Origin of the sequence: Gilliamella sp. B2717, from assembly GCF_026536675.1 — a bacterium.
GTDB lineage: Bacteria > Pseudomonadota > Gammaproteobacteria > Enterobacterales > Orbaceae > Gilliamella > Gilliamella apicola_I.
Map to the genome: position 1 here is coordinate 61,576 of NZ_JAFNNQ010000016.1, position 22,904 is coordinate 84,479.

Genomic DNA, 22,904 nt, shown 5'->3' on the forward strand with positions numbered 1-22,904 from the left:
TTAAACTTAAAAATTATAAATATAGCTATTTGGAAGAATGAAATTTAAGGAAATATAATGGATCTATTCTGGGGAATCTTTTTTTCTTTTCCAGTCGTCATCTTTAGTGGATTAGTCACGATTTGCGTACTGTATTGGTTGGTTGCATCAATTGGCGTTTTAACGGTTGATTGCTTAGACATTGATTTTGATATAGATGTCAAACAACTATCAACTGATAATCCAGCTTCAGGATTTAGCGGCCTACTCATGAAGTTAGGATTCAACGAAGTCCCCATGACATTAGTCATTACCCTAATCGCTTTGTTTGGATGGTCAATCTGCTATTTTTCTTTTCGTTTTTTCATGATACCAATTAGTCATTATGCGCTAATTTACTACTTATTAGGATTAATAATTTTCATAACTGCCTTCATCGCGGCGGTGTACTTAACCGCATTTACAATAAAACCTCTACGCCCTATTTTTAGCAAACTCAATACAGCCAATAGTCATCAATCATTATTAGGTCAAACTGTTGAAATCCGTTCCAGTACTGTCAGCGAAACCAAAGGTGAAGCAACGTATGAAGACGGTGGAGCAGGTCTAATCTTACAAGTTAGATGTAACGAATCATATCAATTCAAACGTGGCGATAAAGCCATTTTGCTAAGCTATGATAAAACAAATAATAGCTATGAAATTATTAACCTCGACGAGTTTAATGGATAACAAAATTATTTTTTTGGAGAAAAACAAATCATGTCAATCAATCAAGATACAGTCATATTTTTCTTGTTAACAATCGGAATTATATTCCTTGTTATTGTTGGATTTTTCTTATTATTCAAAGCATTTTATATAAAAGTGCCGCAAGGTACTGCACTTATTGTTAACGATATGACGTCAAGACCGAAGGTACACTTTACTGGCGCGTTAGTCTATCCTGTAATCTACAAAAAAGAATTTATGAAAATATCATTGATTACTTTTGATGTAGAACGTCGAGGCAAAGACGGATTAATCTGTAAAGATAATCTACGTGCAGATATTTGTGTTGCCTTTTATTTACGTGTTAACGAAACCACAGAAGATGTGTTAAAAGTGGCAAAATCGATCGGCGTTGATCGTGCATCAGATCAAAAAGCCGTCAGCACCCTATTTAGTGCTAAATTCTCGGAAGCGTTAAAAACGGTTGGTAAACAATTCGAACTAGCCAAACTCTTTGAAGATCGGATGAATTTCCGTGAACGAATCATTGATGTGATTGGAAAAGATCTTAACGGTTATGCTTTAGAAGATGTCGCTATCGATTACTTAGAACAAACACCAATTAAATCACTCGATCCCGATAATATATTCGATGCGGAAGGGATTAATAAAATCACGGCTATCACCGCTATTCATAAAGATGAAACCAACAAACGGGAAAGAGATCTTGAATTAGCTTTAAAGAAAAAAGACACAGAAACGATTGAAGCTAAATTAGAACTTGAGCGTCAACAAGCCGATGCCGAAGCCCGTCAAAAACGTGAAATTGAAACTATTCGAGCTCGTGAACAAGCTGAAACATTAAAAGTTCAAGAAGAAGAGCGATTAAAAGCCGAACAAGCAAGAATTCAATCGCAACAAGAAATTGAAGTTCGTGAAGAAAATCGTCTACGTGAAGTAGAAGTTGCACAACAAAACCGCTTACGTGCAATTGCCATTGAAGAAGAACGGGTTGAACGTGCTCGATCACTTGAAATCGTCGCTCGTGAACGTGAAGTTGAATTACAACGAATCGAAAAAGATAAAGTTCTTGAAGAAGAAAAGAAACATATTGCCAATGTGATTCGTGAACGTGTAGCGGTTGAAAAAACCGTTGCGATTGAAGAAGAAAACATCAAAGAAGTGCGCGAAGTATCAAAAGCAGATCGAGAAAAACAAACTACAATTATCGAAGCCGAAGCACGAGCAGAGCAAGAATTAGTCAAACAAGTTAAACAAGCCGAAGCGGATGAACAAGCATCGAAACATCGTGCGGTCGAACTTAGCACCATGGCACAAGCCGAACTTGAAGCTGCTGCAAAACAAGCCGAAGCGAAAAAACAACTTGCTCAAGGTATTGAAGCAGAAGAAGCGGCAATTGGACTTGCTGAAGCAAAAGTTCGTAAAGCACGTGCCGAAGCGGAAGAAAAAGAAGGATTAGTCAAAGCCAACATTACCGCTGAAACCTTATTAGCAGAAGCAAGAGGAAATCAAGAAAAAGGATTATCTGAAGCAAAAGTCATTGAAGCGAAAGCGACAGCAATTGAAAAACAAGGTCTGACCGAAGCGAAAATATTGGAAGAAAAACTATCTGCTCAAGCACGTGGTGATGAACGCATTGGATTTGCTAAAGCCGCTGCAATGAAAGAACAAGGTCTGGCTGAAGCACTGATTATACGTGAACGCCTAACCGCTGAAGCAAATGGTTTAGTTGAGAAATTCCAAGCAATGGGCACTATGAGTGAACAATCTAAAAATCATGAAGAGTTCCGCTTGGCACTCGAAAAAGGCTTTGAACAAGCAATGGCAGCAATTGCAGCGAATAAAGAAATCGCTAAAGAACAAGCAGACGTACTTGCAGCTGCATTTAGTAAAGCAAATATTGAAATTGTTGGTGGTAATGACAACTTCTTTAACAGCTTCTCGAAAGCCATTAGCGTAGGTAAAGCGATTGAAGGAACAGTCAACCAAAGCCCTGTTCTGCAATCTGCACTACAATCAGTCTTATCACGTCTATCGGGAAACAAAGATATTGATATCAAAGACACATTAAAAAATACTGACTTAAAAGCTTTAGCTAAACAATTTTTACCATCTGATAGTAATAAAGAAAGTGACAGCTAACCCAACTGCACTTTACTGATAATGGTTAAAACAACATTATCACTATCAACTGTTTTCGGTAAGGCAATCATAGCCTACCGAAAACTGTCGCCTTTCTGGATAATGATCAAGAGTTAAAAATGGCAGAAATAGAACAAGAAAACGAACAACAAACAACACTCGATAAAGCGGTCGCCGAAGGCGGTGCTTATGAAATCCTTCGTAAACGTTTGACTTCGCTAGGACAAGAACTAAACCAAAAAACCGAAGCCTTAAACCAACAACGACTGACTGAATTTGGCAAAAGTGACATGTCAATTATCGGACGTATTCGCATCAGAACTGAAAATAACTGTATCGCCAGAGATATCGTTCGATTTGGTGATTGGTTACTTTTTGGTTACAACGTCTTTCTAGGATTAAAAAAAGAAACCAAAATCGAAGACGTATTTTCGCTTTATCAACTTGTAGAACGAGATGGCAATTACGAAGCCGATTCAGTTGATCTATCCAATACCTTTTTAAATATTGATCGCTTTGTTCAAGATTTTAATGAACTCTACACCTATTATAAAAATGCACAATTACTTCAATTAGTTGAACGAGATGGAAAGCTACTTGCCAGTTTCCAAATTGGTGAACGCGTTAGTGACATTCGTGTTTTTCGTTGGTCAATATCAAGTGACAAAAAAACCATTAATTACATCGATAATCGTGGTGAACGTGATATTGCGCTACCACCTGCCTACGATTTTGAATGGATTGAAACCACACGTGACAATATCGTCAATGGACGATTCCCGCATGTAAATATTTTAGATACTGTTTTTGTTGAAACCATTGGCGGTGACTTAACCATAAAATGTGAAAACAACACCAATGACGGGCTGGGAATCTACAGTGAAGAAGTACTCGACAAAAATCAATCCATTAATGATGCCAAAATTGAATACGCAAAAGTCGGATCCTTAATTTTGCTAAAAGTCTTACCGTATCGTGAAGAAAACTGGCGCTATTTAATCTATAACACCCTCACTCAAAAAGCCCAACGCATCGATTTTATTGGACAAGCCTGTATTCAGCTACCGGAAGATCATGGTGTAATCTTTCCTGGTGGATATTATCTACAAAATGGGGAATATAAAACTTTCGATCAATCCATGTCGGGTATGCGATTTAGACGTATCAGACGTTCACCCAATGGCGAAGATGTCCTTTACATATTTTATGATCCAAGTTCTGGTCGTTTAGCACTATTTAACTACAATATGATCGAACGAAAACTTGATAATCCAATTTTAGGTCATGGTTATGCAGTGTTTGAAGACGGTCGAATGGTGGTATTTGAAGGTGAAAATAATGACCCGACTCGCGTTCATCCAATGCAAATTTGGCAAACCCCCTTTTATAGTGACGAATTTGCAGCAACACAACCAACTAACAACAGTTTTTTAGGCAAGATTGGTAATGCGGAACTGGTCAGAGGGATTTCAGATCTTTACTTTATTGCACGTGAAATTGATAACCAATCGGTTTCATCCCAACTATACAGCAAACTAAGTGAAGACACAAAACGGTTATTTGACAGCTATTTTTGGCTCAACGACGAGAAAAATCTATCTTTTACGCCTGTACTACGTAACATTATACAAACGAGTGAATTAGTGATAGATGAATATGAAAAAGTGGAAAGCATACGCCGACAATCTGAAAGCGCCATGCGTGAAGCAATTTCAAACCAACAAGACTTATTGACTAAACTCTATCCCGATAGCTGGCAAGAAACACAACAATACGTAGATGCACTAAATGCAATTAAAATGCAGCTAGGTAGTTTAGTGACATTAAGAACCTACCGTTATATTGATTTGAATCAGATCGACATAATGGAAAAAGCCTTAAAAGAACGCCAATCTATCGTATCATTAGCGACAGCCGAATTTTTAGGCAGTGACAAAGCCCTTGAACCGTTTATCACCCAAATAGATGAAATTGAAAAATATCTTACTAAAGCAGACACAGTCGCCAAACTTATCGAACCGATAAAAACCGCTGACCAAATGTCTGAAAACTTAGATATGCTTTCACAATTAATGGCATCATTAAAATTTGATGACGTAACACTACAAACCAAAATTATTGAATCGATCGCCGAAGTTTATGCCAAACTCAATCAAACCAAAGCACGCATTAACCAAAAACGGAAAAATCTATCCAGCGTTGAAATGGTGGCGCAATTTGGTGCGCAATTCAAACTATTTAGTCAAAGTATTGCCAGTGCATTAAGCTTAGCCACCACGCCAGAAAAATGTGACGATGAACTATCAAGGCTATTAGTTCAACTTGAAGAACTGGAAAATCAGTTTAGCGAAAGTGAAGAGTTTTTAAATGACATACTGGCAAAACGTGAAGAAATCTTAGAATCATTCGAAACGCACAAACAAGCACTACTTGAAGATCGAACAAGACGAACGGAATCGCTACTGACTGCTGCTGATAGAATTTTAGACAGTATTCCAAGACGAACCGCAAAATTTTCAGATCAAAACGAACTCAATGCCTTTTTTGTTGCCGATCCTTTAGCGCTGAAAATTCGTGAAATAGTCGAAAAATTACGTGCACTTTTTGATAATGTCAAAGCTGATGATATTGAATCACGCTTCAAAAGTGCCAGAGATCAAGCAATACGTTCTTTACGTGACAAATCCGAAATCTTTGAATCGGGTGGAAATGTCATTAAATTAGGGCCAAGACATAAATTTAGCGTCAATACACAAGAACTTGACCTTACCATTGTACCCAAAGAACATCATCTTTACTTACAATTAACGGGTACCGATTACCAAGAAAAAATAGTCCATCCAAAATTAGAAAGTTATCAACCTTTTTGGACTATTTCGCTTGAATCTGAATCCCCTACTGTCTATCGAGCAGAGTATCTTGCCTATTCGATCATCAACTCGGCATTAAAAAAAGAACATAATTTAAGTTATGAAGATTTAATCAGCCAACTTAATCAACCCGAAATTCTAAATAAAACGGTACGTGACTACGCTGCCTTACGCTATCGAGAAGGTTATGAAAAAGGGATACATGATCACGATGCGGTAAAAATATTATCGAAAATTGTTCCACTTGGTGAAGCCGCCAAACTACTCAGATACAATCCTCTAGCACGTAGCTTAGCGATACTATTTTGGTATCACAATCAAAAAAATGATATCGTCAGATTATGGCCAGAACGTGCCAAAACGTGTAAGGATATACAAGCATTATTCGGACATGAAGAAGGATTAAAAAATCTACAGCACGAAATATCGGTTGAACTCACTCTATTCTTACAAAAACAGCCAATCGAACATGAACCTTACCATATTAAACAGGCAAGCGAATACTTAAGCTATGTCTTAGCTGAAATTCCACAACAATTTACGTTAAGCAAATATAGCCATTATTTATATGAAGGATTAAATACTCGATTAGAAGAATCGCACATGTGGAGTGATTTTAACCAATCGCAATTAAATCTTAAAAAACGACTGGCTGACCGTTGGAATCTTATTGAAAGTTGGTTTAAAGGGCTTTGTACCCTACCCCAATATCAAAAATTGAGTGAATACATCGCCGAAGCCACTTTACTATGCATGCTGGATAAAGAAAGTAACATCACTTTAGCAATCAGCGAAATTGAACTGGATATCACCGTCAATGATTTATTAGGTGAACACCCTTCAATTACACAAGGGGGGTTACAAATCAATCTTGATGACTTTTTTAGTCGCATGCGTAAACAATCACGTGTCGTCATACCGCAATTCCAACATTACCAAAGCCTGCGTCAAGAAGTGCTGGATGAACAACGTGAGCAATTACATATTGAAGAATTCAAAGCTAAACCACTCAGTTCATTTGTGCGTAATAAACTGATCAACCAAGTGTATTTACCAATCATTGGGGACAATTTAGCAAAACAAATGGGCACTGTCGGTGAAAGTCGCCGTACTGACTTAATGGGGTTATTACTACTCATCTCGCCACCAGGTTACGGTAAAACAACCTTAATGGAATATGTGGCTAATCGACTTGGCTTAATATTTATGAAAATTAACGGCCCGGCACTAGGACACAGCGTATTATCATTCGATCCACAGCAAGCGCCAAATGCCACCGCGCGACAAGAACTTGAAAAACTCAATTTAGCGCTCGAAATGGGTAATAACGTCATGCTTTATATTGACGATATTCAACACACTAACCCAGAATTTTTACAAAAATTTATTTCGTTATGTGATGGTTCTCGTCGTATTGAAGGGGTATGGAAAGAAAAAACCAAAACCTATGACCTACGGGGTAAAAAATTCTGTGTCATTATGGCTGGCAACCCTTATACCGAATCGGGTGAGGTTTTCAAAATCCCTGACATGTTAGCCAACCGTGCAGATATTTATAACTTAGGTGAAGTTTTAGGTGGCATGGATGAAGTGTTTGCATCAAGTTACATTGAAAACTGCTTAACATCAAATCCAATATTATCGCCATTGGCACTACGTGATCTTAATGACCTATATCAGTTTATCGACCATGCGCAAGGAAAACCGCTTAACACCAACGAACTTAGTTATGCCTATAGCCAAGCAGAAATTAGCGAAATCATCGCTGTACTGCGTCATTTACTGAAAATTCGAGAAGTGGTCTTTAAAGTCAACCAGCAATACATTATTAGCGCAGCGCAATCCGATAAATACCGAACAGAACCGCCGTTCAAGTTACAAGGTAGTTATCGAAACATGAACAAATTAGCCGAAAAAGTTTCTTCTGTAATGAATGATGAAGAACTCAACCAAATTATTGAAGATCACTACTTGGGCGAGGCACAACTGCTGACCAACGGCGCAGAAGAAAATCTGCTTAAACTTGCTGAAATTCGAGGGGTCTTAACAAAAGAACAAACTAAACGTTGGCAACAAATCAAAGCTGACTTTATGCGCAATAAAACACTAGGTGGTGACGAAGCGAATACCGGTAACCAAATTGTTACCCAACTAGCTAACTTAGTACAAAGTGTTCAAGCATTAAAGTTATAAAGTGGTTATTTTATTAAAAAAGCGGAAATGAATTTTCCGCTTTTTCTTAGAAAATGATGACCATGATTCAGTTAGGTTAAAACAAAATTGATAAACAATTAAACCAGACAATAATCAAGATGTTTAACTTAATAACATCAAATTCATTAATTCAGAAGACACATAAATATTCATTTTTAATTCAGGTGAATAAGGATCTTTATTCTTTAATTAATAATTCACCAAAGAATATAATATTAATTTTAAAACTAACTGTTCTATCATCATATATTGATATAAACGAGTAAAATTTTTCGCATCATGCATGAATCCTTAATTAATTAATGTTGTCACAGAATAATAAATTTCTCGCAATTTTTAAGTGATTATCAAATGTCCAATATATTGAACGAATTGATCATAATTCAGGGTAAGTTCCATCTTCCGTTGAAGCAATATATTGCTCTTCAAAACACGCAATGAGTTGGATTAGTAAAAACCAAATCATTAATTTAAACGTCGTTAAGTTCGAATCAAAATTTAAAAATATTGATTAAATACCTATCTCTTTTTCAAAATACAAAATATGAACTTTCAAAAAACAAATTTTATCGCTTAAGCATATGTCAAGATTACTATTTGCTTTAATTTTCAAATTCTGTTGATTAATAACAACTCATTGATAATATTACATAATGTAATTTAATTTGATCAAAAATATTACATTTTGTTAGTTGTCTATTAAAAACAAACTGTAATAATTTAAGTTAAGGAGAAGTTTTATGCTTAACACATGGCAAAATATAGTAAAAAATAAAATGAGAATGTTAGGTGAAACTCAGGAGAGTTTGGCTGAAAAATTAAATGTTACCCAAGGTAGTATTGCTCACTGGTTGTCGGGGGGACGAAAACCAGATACCGATATAATCAGCTCAATAATGAAAACATTGGAAATTAATAAAATCATTATAAATTCCGATGGTTCTGCTTCAGAAAACATCACCCCGAACGAATTCAATAACGATAATTTTTACATCGAAGTTTTAGATATTACTTCTTATTCAGGTAAAGGTTATATTGATTCTGATGTTATGCAAGTTATTAAATTGGTGAAATATGATTTAGATCAAGCAAAAATAATATTTAAGCGTATTAATGCTAGTGATTTGAAAATTATTAATATAGCCAGTGATTCGATGCAGGGAACATTCGATAGTGGTGATGCTATTTATGTCGATGTCTCAAAGAAGGAATTCATCGGTGATGGCATTTATGTTTTTACTTTTGGACAGTGTCTATACGTAAAACGTCTTCAAAAAATCAAGAACAAACTTATTGTAATATCCGATAATAAAAAATACAAAGAATGGGATATAAGTGAAGATGAAGTTGACCAGCTCAATATACACAGGAAAGTAATGTTGAGTCAATCAATGTTATTAAGGAAGCACGGTTAATTAGCAACCGCTTCGGCGGTTTTTGTATACCTAAAAACCTTCTATAAATAATAACTGTGTTTTTTTACATACTCCTAATCCTTCGTCAAACAAATTTTAAGAGTATCTTTTTTAATTAATAGAAGATCATTCAAAATGAGAATAAAGGTCTTATTTTTGATAATATGCGTTATAAACGGATCATTTTATTGAAAAATTTTTTCAATCGGGTATAATTCGATCAATGTTTAGTGGAAATGTAAATTTACTACTGAATATGGGATTGCCCGATACGCCAATATCGGGCAAATTTAAAAAACAAAGCGTTTTGGGCTTTATTATTATGAGATCTCGAAGGCTATTCTATATTCGTTTTCTTTTTAAGTAAAGCCCTATTTAATGCTTATCATTCTATAGAGGTATTATTTATGGGTTATTCACCTATATGTCAAAAGGCACACCGCTATTTTATTCATTTTGATTATCTACCAAAATATCAGGGAACTTTTAGCCGACATAAATGTGCAGGTTGTGCATTTGAATTAGGTTATTTTCATGCAATAAATGGAATACCAAAAGCAGTGGATGATTCTGTTTTAGATAAAATCCCATACAGTCAAGCAGGTAGTGTCCGACATAAAGATGCATTCACTGCGTATGAAGATGGGTATAAATTTGCATTAAGTTTAGCTAAATCCGCTTAAGAAAATAAAATCCACTTAGGTGGTTTTTTATTAAACTGAACAGATAATACAAATAGAGTTAGATTAAATTCTAACCTATTTTGGAAAATAACATAAATTACGGAAAATTATATGGATGAACAAAAAAACAATAATTTTAATGAACAATATGAATTAACTTTACCATCCGTTGTTGAAGTTGAAGTAGATGGCATTCAAATGGGAGTTCTCAGTGATGGCATACCATACCTTACCATGAGAGGATTAGCTTCAATTTGTGGGGTAGCACCATCAGTCATACATGCACTAACTTATAATTGGCAAGAAGAAAAAACAAAGCCAAGAGGAAAAAAAATAAATCAAATTCTTTTAGAGCAAGGTTATAAACAAAATCGGCTGTATGTAAAAACAACAAAAAATAGATCTTCTGGAGAGAATGCTTATCCTGACAGTGTCTGCATGGCAATATTAGAATATTATGCGTTTGAGGCTAACCCTAATATTGAAACTGCTTTAAGAAACTACAGGACACTAGCAAGATCATCGTTAAGATTATTTATCTATAATAGATCTGGCTATGACCCATCTAATTTAATACCTAAATCATGGAAAAATTTCAGAGATAGAATAATACTCAATGATCAAATACCAATGGGTTTTTTTTCAATATTTAGAGAAATGGTTGATATAGTAGTACATTTAATACAAAACAAATTTGAATTCAATCCTTCTTCGGTTCCTGATATTAGTGTTGGACAAATTTGGGGTAGGTATTGGCTTTCTAACAACTTTGATAGTAAATACAAACCAAGATTAAAATATTATCACAAATATCCTGAATCTTATCCTCAGGGTGCAAAAAGCATTGATGCATGGATATACCCCATAGAAGCACTTGGAGAATTTAGACATTGGCTTTATGACACTTACGTAACAAAATATTTTCCTAAATATCTGTCAGGAAAAGAAAAAGATGGTATGTTACCACCATCAAGTTCTGAATTAATACTTACATCCATGACAAGACCTGAATTACCAAAAGATATAGTTTAATCATTATATAATTTAAGCTGCTCTGTGCGGCTTTTTTTACGCCAAAAATTTATACAATTATTTTGCCACAACAAAACGTGATTGATTAAAGAATACTCCATTGAATCAATTATTTTCAAAATCAAATTTGATTGGTTCATAAAAAATGATTTTAACTGTTTTGTTATTTTTATCAAAACATACCAACTCAACAATACAGCTGAACAATTTTACGAGTTATTTATCAGTTAACAAGATTCAAGTATCTAGCTTAGGCATAAGAAAGTATAGCAGTTTTGATTAGATAGTCGAATGGTGCAAATTTAAACCATGCGTCGCTACTGTGGCAATAACTCCATACAGGCGGTATATAATCAATCTAAATGCTTTTCTGTGAAAATATCTAATTTGAACAGAATTGATGTTGGTCACCCCACCTTAACGGATGACCTAATAATTAGGGAACTTTTGTAATTGTATGTATCGATTTATAACACTTCAGTGTGTTTACAGGTTAAAAATACAGGTGTAAACGGTTGCAAGGCTACTGCGTAACTAAATGTAGTATGTCGCAGCTATCATCATAGACTGAATATGCTGTCGCGCATAACCAGACAACCAAAGCTATCACTCTCCAATAAGTAATGCCACCATTTTTTAATAGATTAAATAAACCGACAAGAACCAGAATCGAATTTAAAAAATTAATTGAATAAATAAATAAAATTACGCTAATTCTAAACGATGTTGGAACGTGATATGCGTTGAAAATAAAAGTCATTGCAAAATAAATTACAATTAGAATCACACTAAATAAAACACCGAACACCCAAAAAGTTACAGCTAGGCCTAGATCACCTTTCACTAATCTCTTAAATATATTCATATCTGTTTCTCGTGTATAAATAAAGCACACTATACAGCCAAATACATTATTCACAAAATTATTTACGGGTGAATTTATGAATACTGATAGCTCGAAAAGGCGAGCATCTTATATACTTTGCCTTCTTTTGAGGGCTTTTTTAGAGATGATTATGACTAAAAAAATTTTGTTAATATGAAAATCAAAGATAGGTTTTAGAAAGTTTATGAGTTAATAAACTGCGAAATTAATTTTCACCTTACTTTGCACATACGTGGTGAATTTAGGTAGATTATTTGGCTTGTTCTACTGGATGTTTGTCTTGGCTTTGCAGATTCAATGGCTTTTACAATTAGCCTATTTACAGTATTTTTTTGTTGCTGAATTAGAATATACCGTAACGACACCGTTAATAAATTGGCGTTGTCAATCCTATAGAATCATATTAGATCGTGTTAAAAATTCTAAAAATCAAGTTTAAATGGGATTTAATCGTGGTCGGGTATTGTGAGTCATTGATGAAATGGCGTCCCCTACAGGATTCGAACCTGTGACCTACGGCTTAGAAGGCCGTTGCTCTATCCAGCTGAGCTAAGGAGACATGTTGTCATTGATTTGTTGATTTAACGCTGTGTATTATATAAAGCTATTTCGATCCGTCAATGATTTTTAGTCGTTTGTCTGCTTAGATTATCAAAATATCATCAATTTATCGTTTTATTTGTCTATATTTGCTAATCGTTATAACGGTATTTTTAGGTTACCTGTTTATCGGTTTTATTTAACTTCTATCGATCACTTAAACATTTTCTATTTGGAAATTTTAATTTTAAATTTCTATCTGCTTTTTTCCGCCTGTTTTTAAATTTTTTCGAATCAAGTTTAATTGTAATTGATATTTATTTAGCATTGGCTATCTGCGCTTTTAACATAGCAAGTCTGCTTTGTCCTTGTTGCATATTCTTTTCAGGGGATAATTTTGTTCGTTCATCTGTCCAATTGAGATCATCTTGAGGAAGTTCCAGCAAAAAACGGCTTGGCTCTACGTAAACTGTTTCGCCAAATTGTTTGCGTTGACGACTAAAGGAAAAAGTGAGTTCTTGCTGTGCACGGGTAATGCCAACATAAGCAAGACGACGCTCCTCTTCTATATTGTCCTCATCAATACTGTTTTGATGCGGTAAAACGCCTTCAGACATGCCGACCAAATAAACATAAGGGAATTCTAATCCTTTAGATGCATGAAGCGTCATAAGCTGAACTTGATCGAGCTCTTCTTCGGATTCGTTGCGTTCTAGCATATCCCGTAAGGTAAACCTTGCTACGGCTTGTTCAAGTGTCATGCCTTCGTCAATGTCATCACCTTGTAACATATCATTTAACCAACTGATTAATTGCTCTACATTGCGCATTCGCATTTGTCCTGCGGTTGGTGAAGGCGATGTTTCATAAATCCAACTTTCATAATGGATTCCATGCAGTAACTCGTGAATGGCTTCCATGGGTTCATTATGGGATTTTTGAATTAGTGAATCAAACCAATGAATAAAGAGTTGTAGCGTTTCCATTCGTTTGCCAGATAATACTTCCGTAAGTCCCATATCATGACTTGCTTGATATAAACTGACAGCTCGATGATTTGCCCATTCCCCTAGTTTTTGGATCGTGACTGGCCCTATTTCACGTTTTGGCGTGTTGATAATGCGTATGAACGCATTATCATCATCGGGATTGGTCAATAATCGCAAGTAGGCCATGAGATCTTTAATTTCAGTTCGAGCAAAAAAGGAAGTCCCCCCCGAAATTCGATAAGGGATCCGGTATTGCATTAACATTTTTTCGATCAATCTGGCTTGATGATTTCCACGATATAAAATTGCATATTGACCATATTGGCTATTATTCGCAAATCGATGACCAATTAAATCATTGATCACCTTTTCGGCTTCGGACTCTTCACTATCGGCAGAGATAACTTTAAGCTGTTCACCATAACCTAGTTCTGAAAATAATTTTTTTTCAAATATATGGGGATTATTTTCAATTAAAATGTTTGCAACTTTTAAAATTCGCCCGGAAGATCGATAATTTTGTTCGAGTTTTATAACTTCTAGATTAGGAAAATCTTGTTGGAGTAAAACTAAATTTTTAGGGCGGGCTCCTCGCCATGAGTAGATCGATTGATCATCATCGCCTACAACAGTAAATTTGGCTCGATTACCGACTAATAATTTAATGAATTCATATTGACTGGTATTAGTATCTTGATATTCATCAATGAGAAGATAACGAACTCGATTTTGCCATTTTTCTCGAACTTCTTCATTATTTTTTAATAATAAGGTAGGCAATAAGATAAGATCATCAAAATCCAATATACTGCAAGCTTTTAATTGTTTTTCATAAAGCTGATAACAATGAGCAAATAACTTTTCTTTATTGGTTTGTGCCCTAGCCATGGCTATTGTTGAGTCGACAATATCATTTTTCCAATTCGAAATAGTTGAACGCAATTGATTAATGAGATCTTTATCGCCATCTAACCATTGTTGAGTCAGTTCTTTGAGTAATGCAGTTTGATCATGATCATCAAATAAAGAAAAGTTAGCTTTGATGCCAAGATGTTTATATTCTCGACGAACGATATCCAAACCCAGTGTATGAAAAGTCGAGATTTTAAGCCCTCTTGCCTCTTGTTTGCTGAGTGATTGAGCAATACGCTCTTTCATTTCACGCGCGGCTTTATTAGTAAAAGTCACAGCAACAATATGGCGTGGCAAATATTCCTTAACACGAATTAAGTAAGCAATTTTGTTTATTATAACCCGTGTTTTTCCCGAACCTGCACCGGCTAAGACCAGGCAAGGGCCAGAAACATATTCAACAGCTTGTTGCTGACTTGTATTTAACCGCACAGAATTTAGACCTTTATGAAAATGGCTTAATAGTATATAACGATTTGCTTGTCACCTGCAATTACGCTTAATTTTTAAACAACCATAACAACAGGATGACGCTGGCAATGTTACTGAATAAAATTTAAAGCATGTTCGACAACTTCAATCCCTGCCCCTTTTTTATGTGCATTTTCGCTAAGATAGCGTCGCCATTGTTTTGCACCTTTTTGTCCATTAAAAATACCCAATGTATGACGCATAATGTGATTAAGTTGAGCACCTTGTAAAAGTTGTTGTTCGATATAAGGATAAAGACATCGTATTGCCGCTATTGGATCTATGGGTTGCGTATCTAAGCCAAAGATTTGGGAGTCAATTTGTGCTAATAACATGGGATTCTGATAGGCTTCTCGTCCCACCATGACGCCATCAACATAATTTAAATGGTGTTTTATTTCGTCGATCGTTTTAACACCACCATTGATGGCTATAGTTAAGTTAGGGTAATCTCGTTTGAGTTGATAAACTCGTTCATAGTCAAGTGGTGGAACTTCACGATTTTCTTTAGGGCTAAGTCCGGATAACCATGCTTTACGTGCATGTACAATAAACGTGTTAGTATAAGGTAGAACTGTTTCAATAAATTGGCATAAAAAAGCGTAGCTATCTAGATCATCGATCCCGATTCGTGTTTTAACCGTTACGGGGATATCAATTTGTTCTTGCATGGACTCAATACATTTAGCCACTAAATCAGCATTTCCCATTAAGCACGCACCAAACATCCCATTTTGAACGCGATCTGAAGGGCAGCCAACATTAAGATTTACTTCATCATAACCATGATTTTGAGCTAATTTAGCGCACTGTGCTAATGCATTGGGATCACTTCCGCCAAGTTGTAAAGCAATAGGATGTTCATCGACGTTAAAATCAAGGTAATTCCCTTTACCAAATAAGATTGCTCCTGTTGTTACCATTTCGGTATACAGTAAAGTTTGTTTGGTCAATATCCGATGAAAATACCGACAATGTTTATCGGTCCAATCGAGCATGGGCGCTACAGAAAATTTATTGTTTGTTGATTTCATTTATGTACCAGATTTAAAGCGGTAATTAAATTATGAAGCAAATAACTAAACATATATTCTATCATGAAACATAGAATACAATGATGTTAGGGTTTTGTGTTTAATTTAGAAGTGTATCAATAAAAAGTACATAATTTAACTTGTTTTTTATCTTGTTATATTGGATTTTAATTTATAAAGATATATTATTTAATTAATTCAATAGTTTTGTTAAATCTTTAAAAGATTACCTGTTAAAAGTCTTAAAGTTATTAAAAGTATCATATTTATACGAGTAACCTATTTATTCATCGTAGTCTTTATTTGCTATAGAATTTTAATTTGTTGCGCAATAATGATAACTATTCATGAAAGACCAAACTTTAATAATAAACCTCAGTTAAATAACTGAGGTTTATTTTGTTGAATTAATAAAATTCCAAAACTATGGCCAAGAAAAAAATTCTACTATATATAGAACAAATTTACCTAAACCAAAGAGTAAACAAGCCAGAATTCCAGATATACAAATAAAGAAGAGTATATGTATAAATACATGTTCTAGCGTTCTATGATTTCTCGGTACAGTACGAAACGTATTAGGATATAATACATTTTTATTTACTTTACACAAGCCATAGACATAATACTTACGCTCTGTTGGATCTGGATAATCATATAACAGTCTATCAAAATCCTTTGAGGTTAATTTAACTTCAATAGTACCTTCAATTTTCTTGCCGTTTCGCATTGCTACTAATTTAACAATCGAACGATCAGGTTCCATCAATATTGCTATTGATACTCCCTCTTCTTCTTGTTCGGATAAAAATCCGATTATTACAAAATTTGACATAATGGAATAAATTAATTAAATTTGTGAATACTTCACCAGTAGGTAGTTATATAACTCAACATTGTGAATTAGACTAACCTACTTTTATACTAAACCAATAATTCTGAAATTTCAATATTTTTTAATACCTAAGGTTTTTACTCAATTCTACAGTAATCATTTTTTTATTTCTTCAGTTAGTTTATTAAACTATATTGAATCAATTTAGCTTTCAATCAAAACGCAATCAGCGTTAATATTAACTGAATTAGCCAGTTATCATCCCAATTGATTTTAATTAGTCATAGGTTTTCAGCTAATAAAATAGCTTTTTTATTGAAAGAGGAGTGAAAAGAATTGTGTAAAATTTGTAGATAATTTTAGTTTTATATCAAGGTAACTTTGGGTTAATTAGATGCAATATGATTGATAATTTCAAGGCAATGAACCCTTATATCATTCAATAAAAACCCCAGTTAAATCAATAACTGGGGGGTAAAATAAATTAAAAATTTAATTTATTTTTTGGATTGAGACCATGTTTGATGTAAATCGCGAATCTTATTTAAATCTAATTTCATCAACTTCAATGCAATATGAAACTTCGTATAAGAATCAAAATAATCTTTGAAATTATCAAAATAATCACTTTTACTTATAAAAGTTTCAGTTTCACTAACAATGATATCTTCATCAAAGCGAAGAACCAATGAGTATTCTAAGTAAGGGAAATAAGTATAAACTAAGATTTCACATCCTTTTACCTCTTCACTAGAAAAACAACCATAATTAAATTTTCCTCTAGGCATACGTCTAAATCTTTTTTTCATGATTTAAATATTTTTTAGTTAATAAAATTTTTAAATTCATTAAAGCATAGGTAAATTATACTTTTGTAGTAAATTAATTTTAAAAATTAATTCTAGATTAGATTATATAGATAATCGGATTAAGTCAATTACATTCCTAAAAGTGATTAATTGTGAAAGTCTATAATATTGATATCTGAATTCATAATATTTTTGCTCTCTATTAATAAGGAAGTTGTGAGTTTCATAAACTTTTAAATAATTCTTTAGTTTTAAATCAAGATGACTCTGGATTGATTAAATGCTTTATAATTGATTATTCAAGCTATTTCATGACGATTTTCGTTTATATCATGCAATAAAAACCCCAGTTATACCAATAACTGAGGGGTAAAATAAATTAAAAATTTAATTTTTGAGAACAGAAGAAAATTTTATAAGAAAGAGTATCATGCGTGCATTGATATTACACAATCCCACAGCGTTAACAAACAAGGTTTCAAGAGTAAAATCACCCGCTAGATTGTCAATAAAGACTTGTTCACTTATCGTAGTTTCTGTTGATTTAACTGTTTTTCCATCAATACGAAGTACCAATAAGAACTTCTTAATTTCTTCAATTCGATAAACAAAGATGTCAATTCTTTCTTTCAAATTTGGACAGGAAATATAACCTAATTCGGTTAATTTCTTGTCGTCACTTCTTTTTTTCATGAGTTTAATATTAAAATTTAACAATAATTTAAATTCATTAAGGTATAGATAAATTATACTTTTGTAGCAAATTAATTTTAAAAATTAATTCCATTCTATACTATATAGATTATCAAATTAGGTCAATAACACTTATAAAAGTTATTAGTTAATAAAGCCTATAATATTGAGATTTGAATTCATAATATTTTTGCTCTCTATTAAAAAGTAAGTTGTGAGTTTCATAAACTTTTAAATAATTCTTCAGTTTTAAATCAAGATAGCTTTGGATTGATGAGATATTTTATAATAGACTATTTAAATTATTCCATGACGACTTTTACTTAAGTCAAGCAATAAAAACCCCAGTTAGATCGACAACTGGGGGGTGAATTAAATTAAAATTTAATTTTTAAACATAATATAACTTTTTAAGAAAGACTATTATGCGTGTAAAGACATTACACAACTTCACTGTTTCATCAAACAATTCAAGACCTGAAATACCAGATAAATGGTCATTAAGGACTTGTTGACTTATTATCGTTACTGTTGTTTTAATGGGATTTCCATTAATACGAAGTACCAATAAGTACATCTCAGTTTCTTCGATTTCATAAATGAAGATGTCAATTCTTTCTGGCAAATTTAGACAAGGAATATATCCGAATTCGATTAATTTCTTGTCGTTGTTTGTTTTTTGATTCATAAATTTGTAATTAAAATTAATTATTAATTTAAATTCATTAAGGTATAGGTAAATTATACTTTTGTAGTAAATTAATTTTTTTAAAATTAATTCTATTTAATATTATATAGATAATCGACTTAAATCAATAAAAAGATTAAAAATTATGAATTGAATAAGTCTATAATATTGTTATTCCAATTCATAATATTATTACTTTCTATAAATATAGATATATCTTTATTAAATATCATTTTATTTGTTTATATCATTATTTACTTTTTTGAAAGGTATTTTTAGGGATCGTTACTAACTACTTTCGATGGGTATATGGAATATTTTGTTTAATGTTCCTTTCTCAAACTCACCATGCTTTATATAATAAAAACCCCAGTTAGATAACTGGGGTTCTTTTGGATCAATAAAAAGTATTAAAAATAAATTAACACGATTTAGAAACCAAATAAACTAAGGTAGCCATCATGATAATCAGAATCATCACTAGTAATAACGTTAAACGTGATTGCTCTGAAGTCATTTTTTGTTCGCCAAATTGTTCAAATTCGTGTTTGAAATTTAAATCTCTTTTTGTAGATTCTTCTATAGATTCTTATTTTTTCTTTTAAAAGAATCTATAATCAATAACATACCTCTTTTCAACCCATTAAATAAAGACGATAAAAACGGCTTTATCCCCTTTTTTGCTAAGTGTAAAGATTTGACATGTTCCATAAATCTACACAAATAGAACTGTTGAAAAATACGACTTACAATATGAGGATCCTTACTAACAGCCTCATCATAAAGCGTTTTAGGCATTTCTAAAATAAGTGAATCTTCAACAATTTCATTTCCACGCATCAAAACTATGCGATAAATAGTAAGATCTGCATTTGCAAAAATTCCTAATGACATTTCACTTTGACTATCTAGGAATAAATAGCCTTTAAAATCATAATGTTTCATTTTTTAATTTTTTTAATGATTAAAATTGTGTGTACCACACCTGGGAGTTAACAGAAACTCAATAGTTATATTACACCGATAACAAAAATGTTTCAATTTTTCTTAACTTATAATAAGATTTTTTGATAATAACACACAAATTCTAAATACATTTTCATTTGCAAATAATAACAATTAATCATAACCTTTAATTAACATCTATTAGCATTAAAACAAACTAGATTTGAAATATTCTTAAGTTACCTTAATATTGCTTTAGATCACATATTAACTCTTTAATTTATTCTAAGTATGACCTCAACAAGACTTTTGTTTTAATCATGTAATAAAAAAACCCCAGTTAAATAACTGAGGTTTATTTAGATCAATTAATTAAATTCAAGATGATCTTAAAAAACTTTTGACAGATAAAGGAAATTCTATCTAAAAAATATGAAGCCATTTACCTAACAAATAAAACAAAGCCATAAATAAAGCAATTATCAGCATAAATTCGAAATGTAAACGATCTTCCTTACTTAGTAAATATTTCTTAGATTTTGAATCAGTCCTAGCTATTGTTCGAACAATTACACTTGGTGATAAAAAATCCTTGTCCACTTTACACATGTCAAAGACATGATACAAACGTTTTGATATGTCAGGATAATCAGCTATCAGTTCATCAAAACGCGCTGAAGTTAATTCAACTTCAGTTGTACCTTCAATTTTTTCGTCATTTCGCATTGCCACTAATTTGACCATCGAACGATCTGGATTCATCAATATTGCTATCGATATTCCATTTTCACTGTTTTCGGATAGAAATCCGTTAATTTTAAACATCATAATAAGATTTTAATTAATTAAATTTTGTGAATTACCTCACCAGTAGGTAGTATTTAATTCAATACTGTGAATTAAAGCAACCTGTTTTTATACTATACCGATAATTATAAATTTCAATATTTTTTTATCCCTAATGTATTTTAATCAATTCTACTATCCAAATTATTTGTTCATCGGTTAGTTTATTGAATACTTAATCACATTTTAACTTGATTAATTTATCTTTCAGCCAAAACGTCATCAATGTTATTACGTTTGATGTTAGCGGGTTATCACCTCGATTTGATATTAAGTTATCAGAGGTTTTCAGTAAAAAAATAACTTTTTATTGAAAAGAGCAATGGTGTGAATTGCGTAAAATTTATATATAAATCTCTGTTTTAAATCAATTTTATTTTAGATTAATTAGATACAATATGATTGGCAATTTTGATAATTTGATGTCAATGTCAACTTATATCAAACAATAAAACCCCAATTTAAATTAATAAATTGAGGTTAGATAAAATTAAACTAATTTAATTTTCTGAGTCTAGAAGATATTTCTATAAAGATGGCAATCTTAACAGAATTAGAAGGAAACAACCTAAAGGTTTTAACAAACCTTATATATTGATCATCATAAGTATCGACATTCTCTTTAAAAACTTGTTCACTTATAATAACCTCTGTTCTTTCAATGATTTGTCTATTCTTACAAAGGATCAATGAGTATTGATTGTCTTCTTCAATTCGATTAACTGAGATTGTCACCGCTAGGAACATTGAACTCGAAAGCATTTCGATTTCGCGAACTCTTCTTTTTGTACTTCTTCTTTTTTGCATGATTTAATTTTTTTATTATTTAAAAATTTTAAAATCATTAAGGCATAGTTAAATTATACTTTTGTAGTCAGTTAATTTTAATAATTAACTTTTTTATATTATATTGATAATCGACTTAAGTCAATAACATCCATAAAAATTATCTATTAAGAAAGCCCATAAAGTTGATAACGAAAATCACAATATTCCTGCTTTCTACTAAATAAATATGTCTTGATTGAACATTATTTTCAATCGGTTGAATAATCAATCACTTTTTTTGAAAAGTATTTTTTTCGATTACGCTTAACTAGTTTGGATTGATATAAGTGACATTTTGTTAAATGTTTCTCACTTGAAATCATTCATGCTTACTATAATAAAAAACCCCAGTTGAATTACCGGGGTCTGTTTAGAACAATTAAAAGATATAAGAAAAAAATAGTCCCAATAACAAAATTATCAATAAAATCCAAATAACATTAAAAGCAATAATCGAGAATCTGACTATCAATCTTTTTATTTCAGCCCTTTTTTCCATTTTTCGGATAAGCTTATTAATATCATCGACATCTAATGTATAACCAGAAGCTTCATAAGCTTTTAATAATCGATATTTATTCCGACAAACAGATAAAATAAATTGCTCATACTCTTCTTTAGTATAGTCGGCAAAAATGCTTTCACCTCTTTGTTCTGATTTCGAGCCTATTATGGCTATACGATAACAAGTAGAATTTATATCTGTATAAACTGCTACTGAGATTTCACCTGTACGACTTTCATATAAGAAGCCTTTAAATAGTAAATCATTCATTTCTTAAATTTTTATTTTTGTTTAATATGTGCACCTCACATGGGAGTTGACAAAACTCAGAATCTATATTATACCGATAATTCATATAATTCAAATTATTTATTTCTCAAAAACTGTTTTATGTAGACAGTAGGCAACGCTAACGCCACTGTCAGTTATAAAAATTATGGGAATGCTAATTTTGTTTAATAAATTAAAATAGAAGATTTGATAGAATTTGCCATTTTTTGTTTTGTTTATCTTGTAATGACTATTTATATAACTTCCATAGTTTATTGATCGATACTTAATCATACCTTTATTTGGTTAATTTATCTTTCTGCCAAAACGTCATTAACATTAGTGCTGGTTATATAGCTAGTTTATTAGCTTGATTTGATATTAAGTTATCAGAGATTTTCAGTAATTAAATAGCTTTTTTATTGAAAGAGCAATGGTGTAAATTGCGTAAAACTTGTAGATAATTTTTATATCAAATTAGTTTTAGATTAAGTGAATAAAATATAACTGACAATTTAAATAATTTTTTGATAATTTTCACCTATATCAAGCAATAAAACCCCAGTTAAATAAATAACTGGGGGGT

The 22,904-nt window shown here is 32.4% G+C and carries 14 protein-coding genes and 1 tRNA gene; 6 read left to right on the forward strand and 9 right to left on the reverse strand.

Translation table 11 applies throughout. The features are described from left to right. Positions 1–57 precede the first annotated feature (57 nt). From J3U35_RS03510 to J3U35_RS03535, 6 genes are all read left to right on the forward strand, one after another. The gene (locus J3U35_RS03510) at positions 58–711 is read left to right on the forward strand and encodes an OB-fold-containig protein (RefSeq protein WP_267359608.1); all 654 of its coding nucleotides are present in this window, start codon (positions 58–60) and stop codon (positions 709–711) included. A 30-nt stretch (positions 712–741) separates the two neighbouring features. Then, complete coding sequence (locus tag J3U35_RS03515; RefSeq protein ID WP_267359610.1) at positions 742–2,853, forward strand: hypothetical protein; 2,112 nt, start codon at positions 742–744, stop codon at positions 2,851–2,853. A gap of 119 nt (positions 2,854–2,972) precedes the next feature. Next, on the forward strand, positions 2,973–7,916 hold the full coding sequence (locus tag J3U35_RS03520; protein ID WP_267359612.1) for a DNA repair ATPase: 4,944 nt from the start codon (positions 2,973–2,975) through the stop codon (positions 7,914–7,916). A 761-nt stretch (positions 7,917–8,677) separates the two neighbouring features. Beyond that, a complete protein-coding gene (locus tag J3U35_RS03525; RefSeq protein ID WP_267359614.1) occupies positions 8,678–9,352 on the forward strand; it encodes a LexA family transcriptional regulator in 675 nt (224 codons plus the stop codon). A gap of 407 nt (positions 9,353–9,759) precedes the next feature. Further along, positions 9,760–10,035, forward strand: coding sequence for a hypothetical protein (locus J3U35_RS03530; RefSeq protein WP_267359616.1), 276 nt, complete (start codon positions 9,760–9,762; stop codon positions 10,033–10,035). A gap of 111 nt (positions 10,036–10,146) precedes the next feature. Further along, complete coding sequence (locus J3U35_RS03535) at positions 10,147–11,067, forward strand: hypothetical protein (RefSeq protein WP_267359618.1); 921 nt, start codon at positions 10,147–10,149, stop codon at positions 11,065–11,067. A 1,368-nt stretch (positions 11,068–12,435) separates the two neighbouring features. On the opposite strand, the gene J3U35_RS03540 is transcribed toward J3U35_RS03535, so the two are convergent. From J3U35_RS03540 to J3U35_RS03580, 9 genes are all read right to left on the reverse strand, one after another. Then, a tRNA-Arg gene (locus J3U35_RS03540) sits at positions 12,436–12,512 on the reverse strand. 298 nt (positions 12,513–12,810) lie between these two features. Then, the gene (rep, locus tag J3U35_RS03545; protein WP_267359620.1) at positions 12,811–14,826 is read right to left on the reverse strand and encodes a DNA helicase Rep; all 2,016 of its coding nucleotides are present in this window, start codon (positions 14,824–14,826) and stop codon (positions 12,811–12,813) included. A 110-nt stretch (positions 14,827–14,936) separates the two neighbouring features. Further along, positions 14,937–15,899: a tRNA dihydrouridine(20/20a) synthase DusA gene (dusA, locus tag J3U35_RS03550; protein WP_267359622.1), complete on the reverse strand. Its 963-nt coding sequence runs from the start codon at positions 15,897–15,899 to the stop codon at positions 14,937–14,939. Positions 15,900–16,323: 424 nt separating this feature from the next. Beyond that, entirely contained in the window at positions 16,324–16,734 is a 411-nt protein-coding gene (locus J3U35_RS03555) for a hypothetical protein (RefSeq protein WP_267359624.1), read from the reverse strand. A gap of 497 nt (positions 16,735–17,231) precedes the next feature. After that, positions 17,232–17,543 carry a hypothetical protein gene (locus J3U35_RS03560; RefSeq protein WP_267359626.1) on the reverse strand — a complete coding sequence of 104 codons (312 nt, stop codon included), beginning with the start codon at positions 17,541–17,543 and terminating at the stop codon, positions 17,232–17,234. Positions 17,544–17,930: 387 nt separating this feature from the next. After that, complete coding sequence (locus tag J3U35_RS03565; RefSeq protein ID WP_267359628.1) at positions 17,931–18,236, reverse strand: hypothetical protein; 306 nt, start codon at positions 18,234–18,236, stop codon at positions 17,931–17,933. Between the two features lie 1,267 nt (positions 18,237–19,503). Further along, on the reverse strand, positions 19,504–19,869 hold the full coding sequence (locus J3U35_RS03570) for a hypothetical protein (RefSeq protein WP_065559470.1): 366 nt from the start codon (positions 19,867–19,869) through the stop codon (positions 19,504–19,506). A gap of 423 nt (positions 19,870–20,292) precedes the next feature. Next, the gene (locus J3U35_RS03575) at positions 20,293–20,697 is read right to left on the reverse strand and encodes a hypothetical protein (RefSeq protein ID WP_065559469.1); all 405 of its coding nucleotides are present in this window, start codon (positions 20,695–20,697) and stop codon (positions 20,293–20,295) included. A 1,225-nt stretch (positions 20,698–21,922) separates the two neighbouring features. Beyond that, positions 21,923–22,318: a hypothetical protein gene (locus J3U35_RS03580; protein ID WP_065559467.1), complete on the reverse strand. Its 396-nt coding sequence runs from the start codon at positions 22,316–22,318 to the stop codon at positions 21,923–21,925. Between the last annotated feature and the right edge of the window lie 586 nt (positions 22,319–22,904).

Bases quoted from the DNA above. Each gene is read 5' to 3' on its own strand.
- J3U35_RS03510 (WP_267359608.1), top strand. From the start codon at position 58: ATGGATCTATTCTGGGGAATCTTTTTTTCTTTTCCAGTCGTCATCTTT.
- J3U35_RS03515 (WP_267359610.1), top strand. From the start codon at position 742: ATGTCAATCAATCAAGATACAGTCATATTTTTCTTGTTAACAATCGGA.
- J3U35_RS03520 (WP_267359612.1), top strand. From the start codon at position 2,973: ATGGCAGAAATAGAACAAGAAAACGAACAACAAACAACACTCGATAAA.
- J3U35_RS03525 (WP_267359614.1), top strand. From the start codon at position 8,678: ATGCTTAACACATGGCAAAATATAGTAAAAAATAAAATGAGAATGTTA.
- J3U35_RS03530 (WP_267359616.1), top strand. From the start codon at position 9,760: ATGGGTTATTCACCTATATGTCAAAAGGCACACCGCTATTTTATTCAT.
- J3U35_RS03535 (WP_267359618.1), top strand. From the start codon at position 10,147: ATGGATGAACAAAAAAACAATAATTTTAATGAACAATATGAATTAACT.
- dusA (WP_267359622.1), bottom strand. From the start codon at position 15,899: ATGAAATCAACAAACAATAAATTTTCTGTAGCGCCCATGCTCGATTGG.
- J3U35_RS03555 (WP_267359624.1), bottom strand. From the start codon at position 16,734: ATGTCAAATTTTGTAATAATCGGATTTTTATCCGAACAAGAAGAAGAG.
- J3U35_RS03560 (WP_267359626.1), bottom strand. From the start codon at position 17,543: ATGAAAAAAAGATTTAGACGTATGCCTAGAGGAAAATTTAATTATGGT.
- J3U35_RS03565 (WP_267359628.1), bottom strand. From the start codon at position 18,236: ATGAAAAAAAGAAGTGACGACAAGAAATTAACCGAATTAGGTTATATT.
- J3U35_RS03570 (WP_065559470.1), bottom strand. From the start codon at position 19,869: ATGAAACATTATGATTTTAAAGGCTATTTATTCCTAGATAGTCAAAGT.
- J3U35_RS03575 (WP_065559469.1), bottom strand. From the start codon at position 20,697: ATGATGTTTAAAATTAACGGATTTCTATCCGAAAACAGTGAAAATGGA.
- J3U35_RS03580 (WP_065559467.1), bottom strand. From the start codon at position 22,318: ATGAATGATTTACTATTTAAAGGCTTCTTATATGAAAGTCGTACAGGT.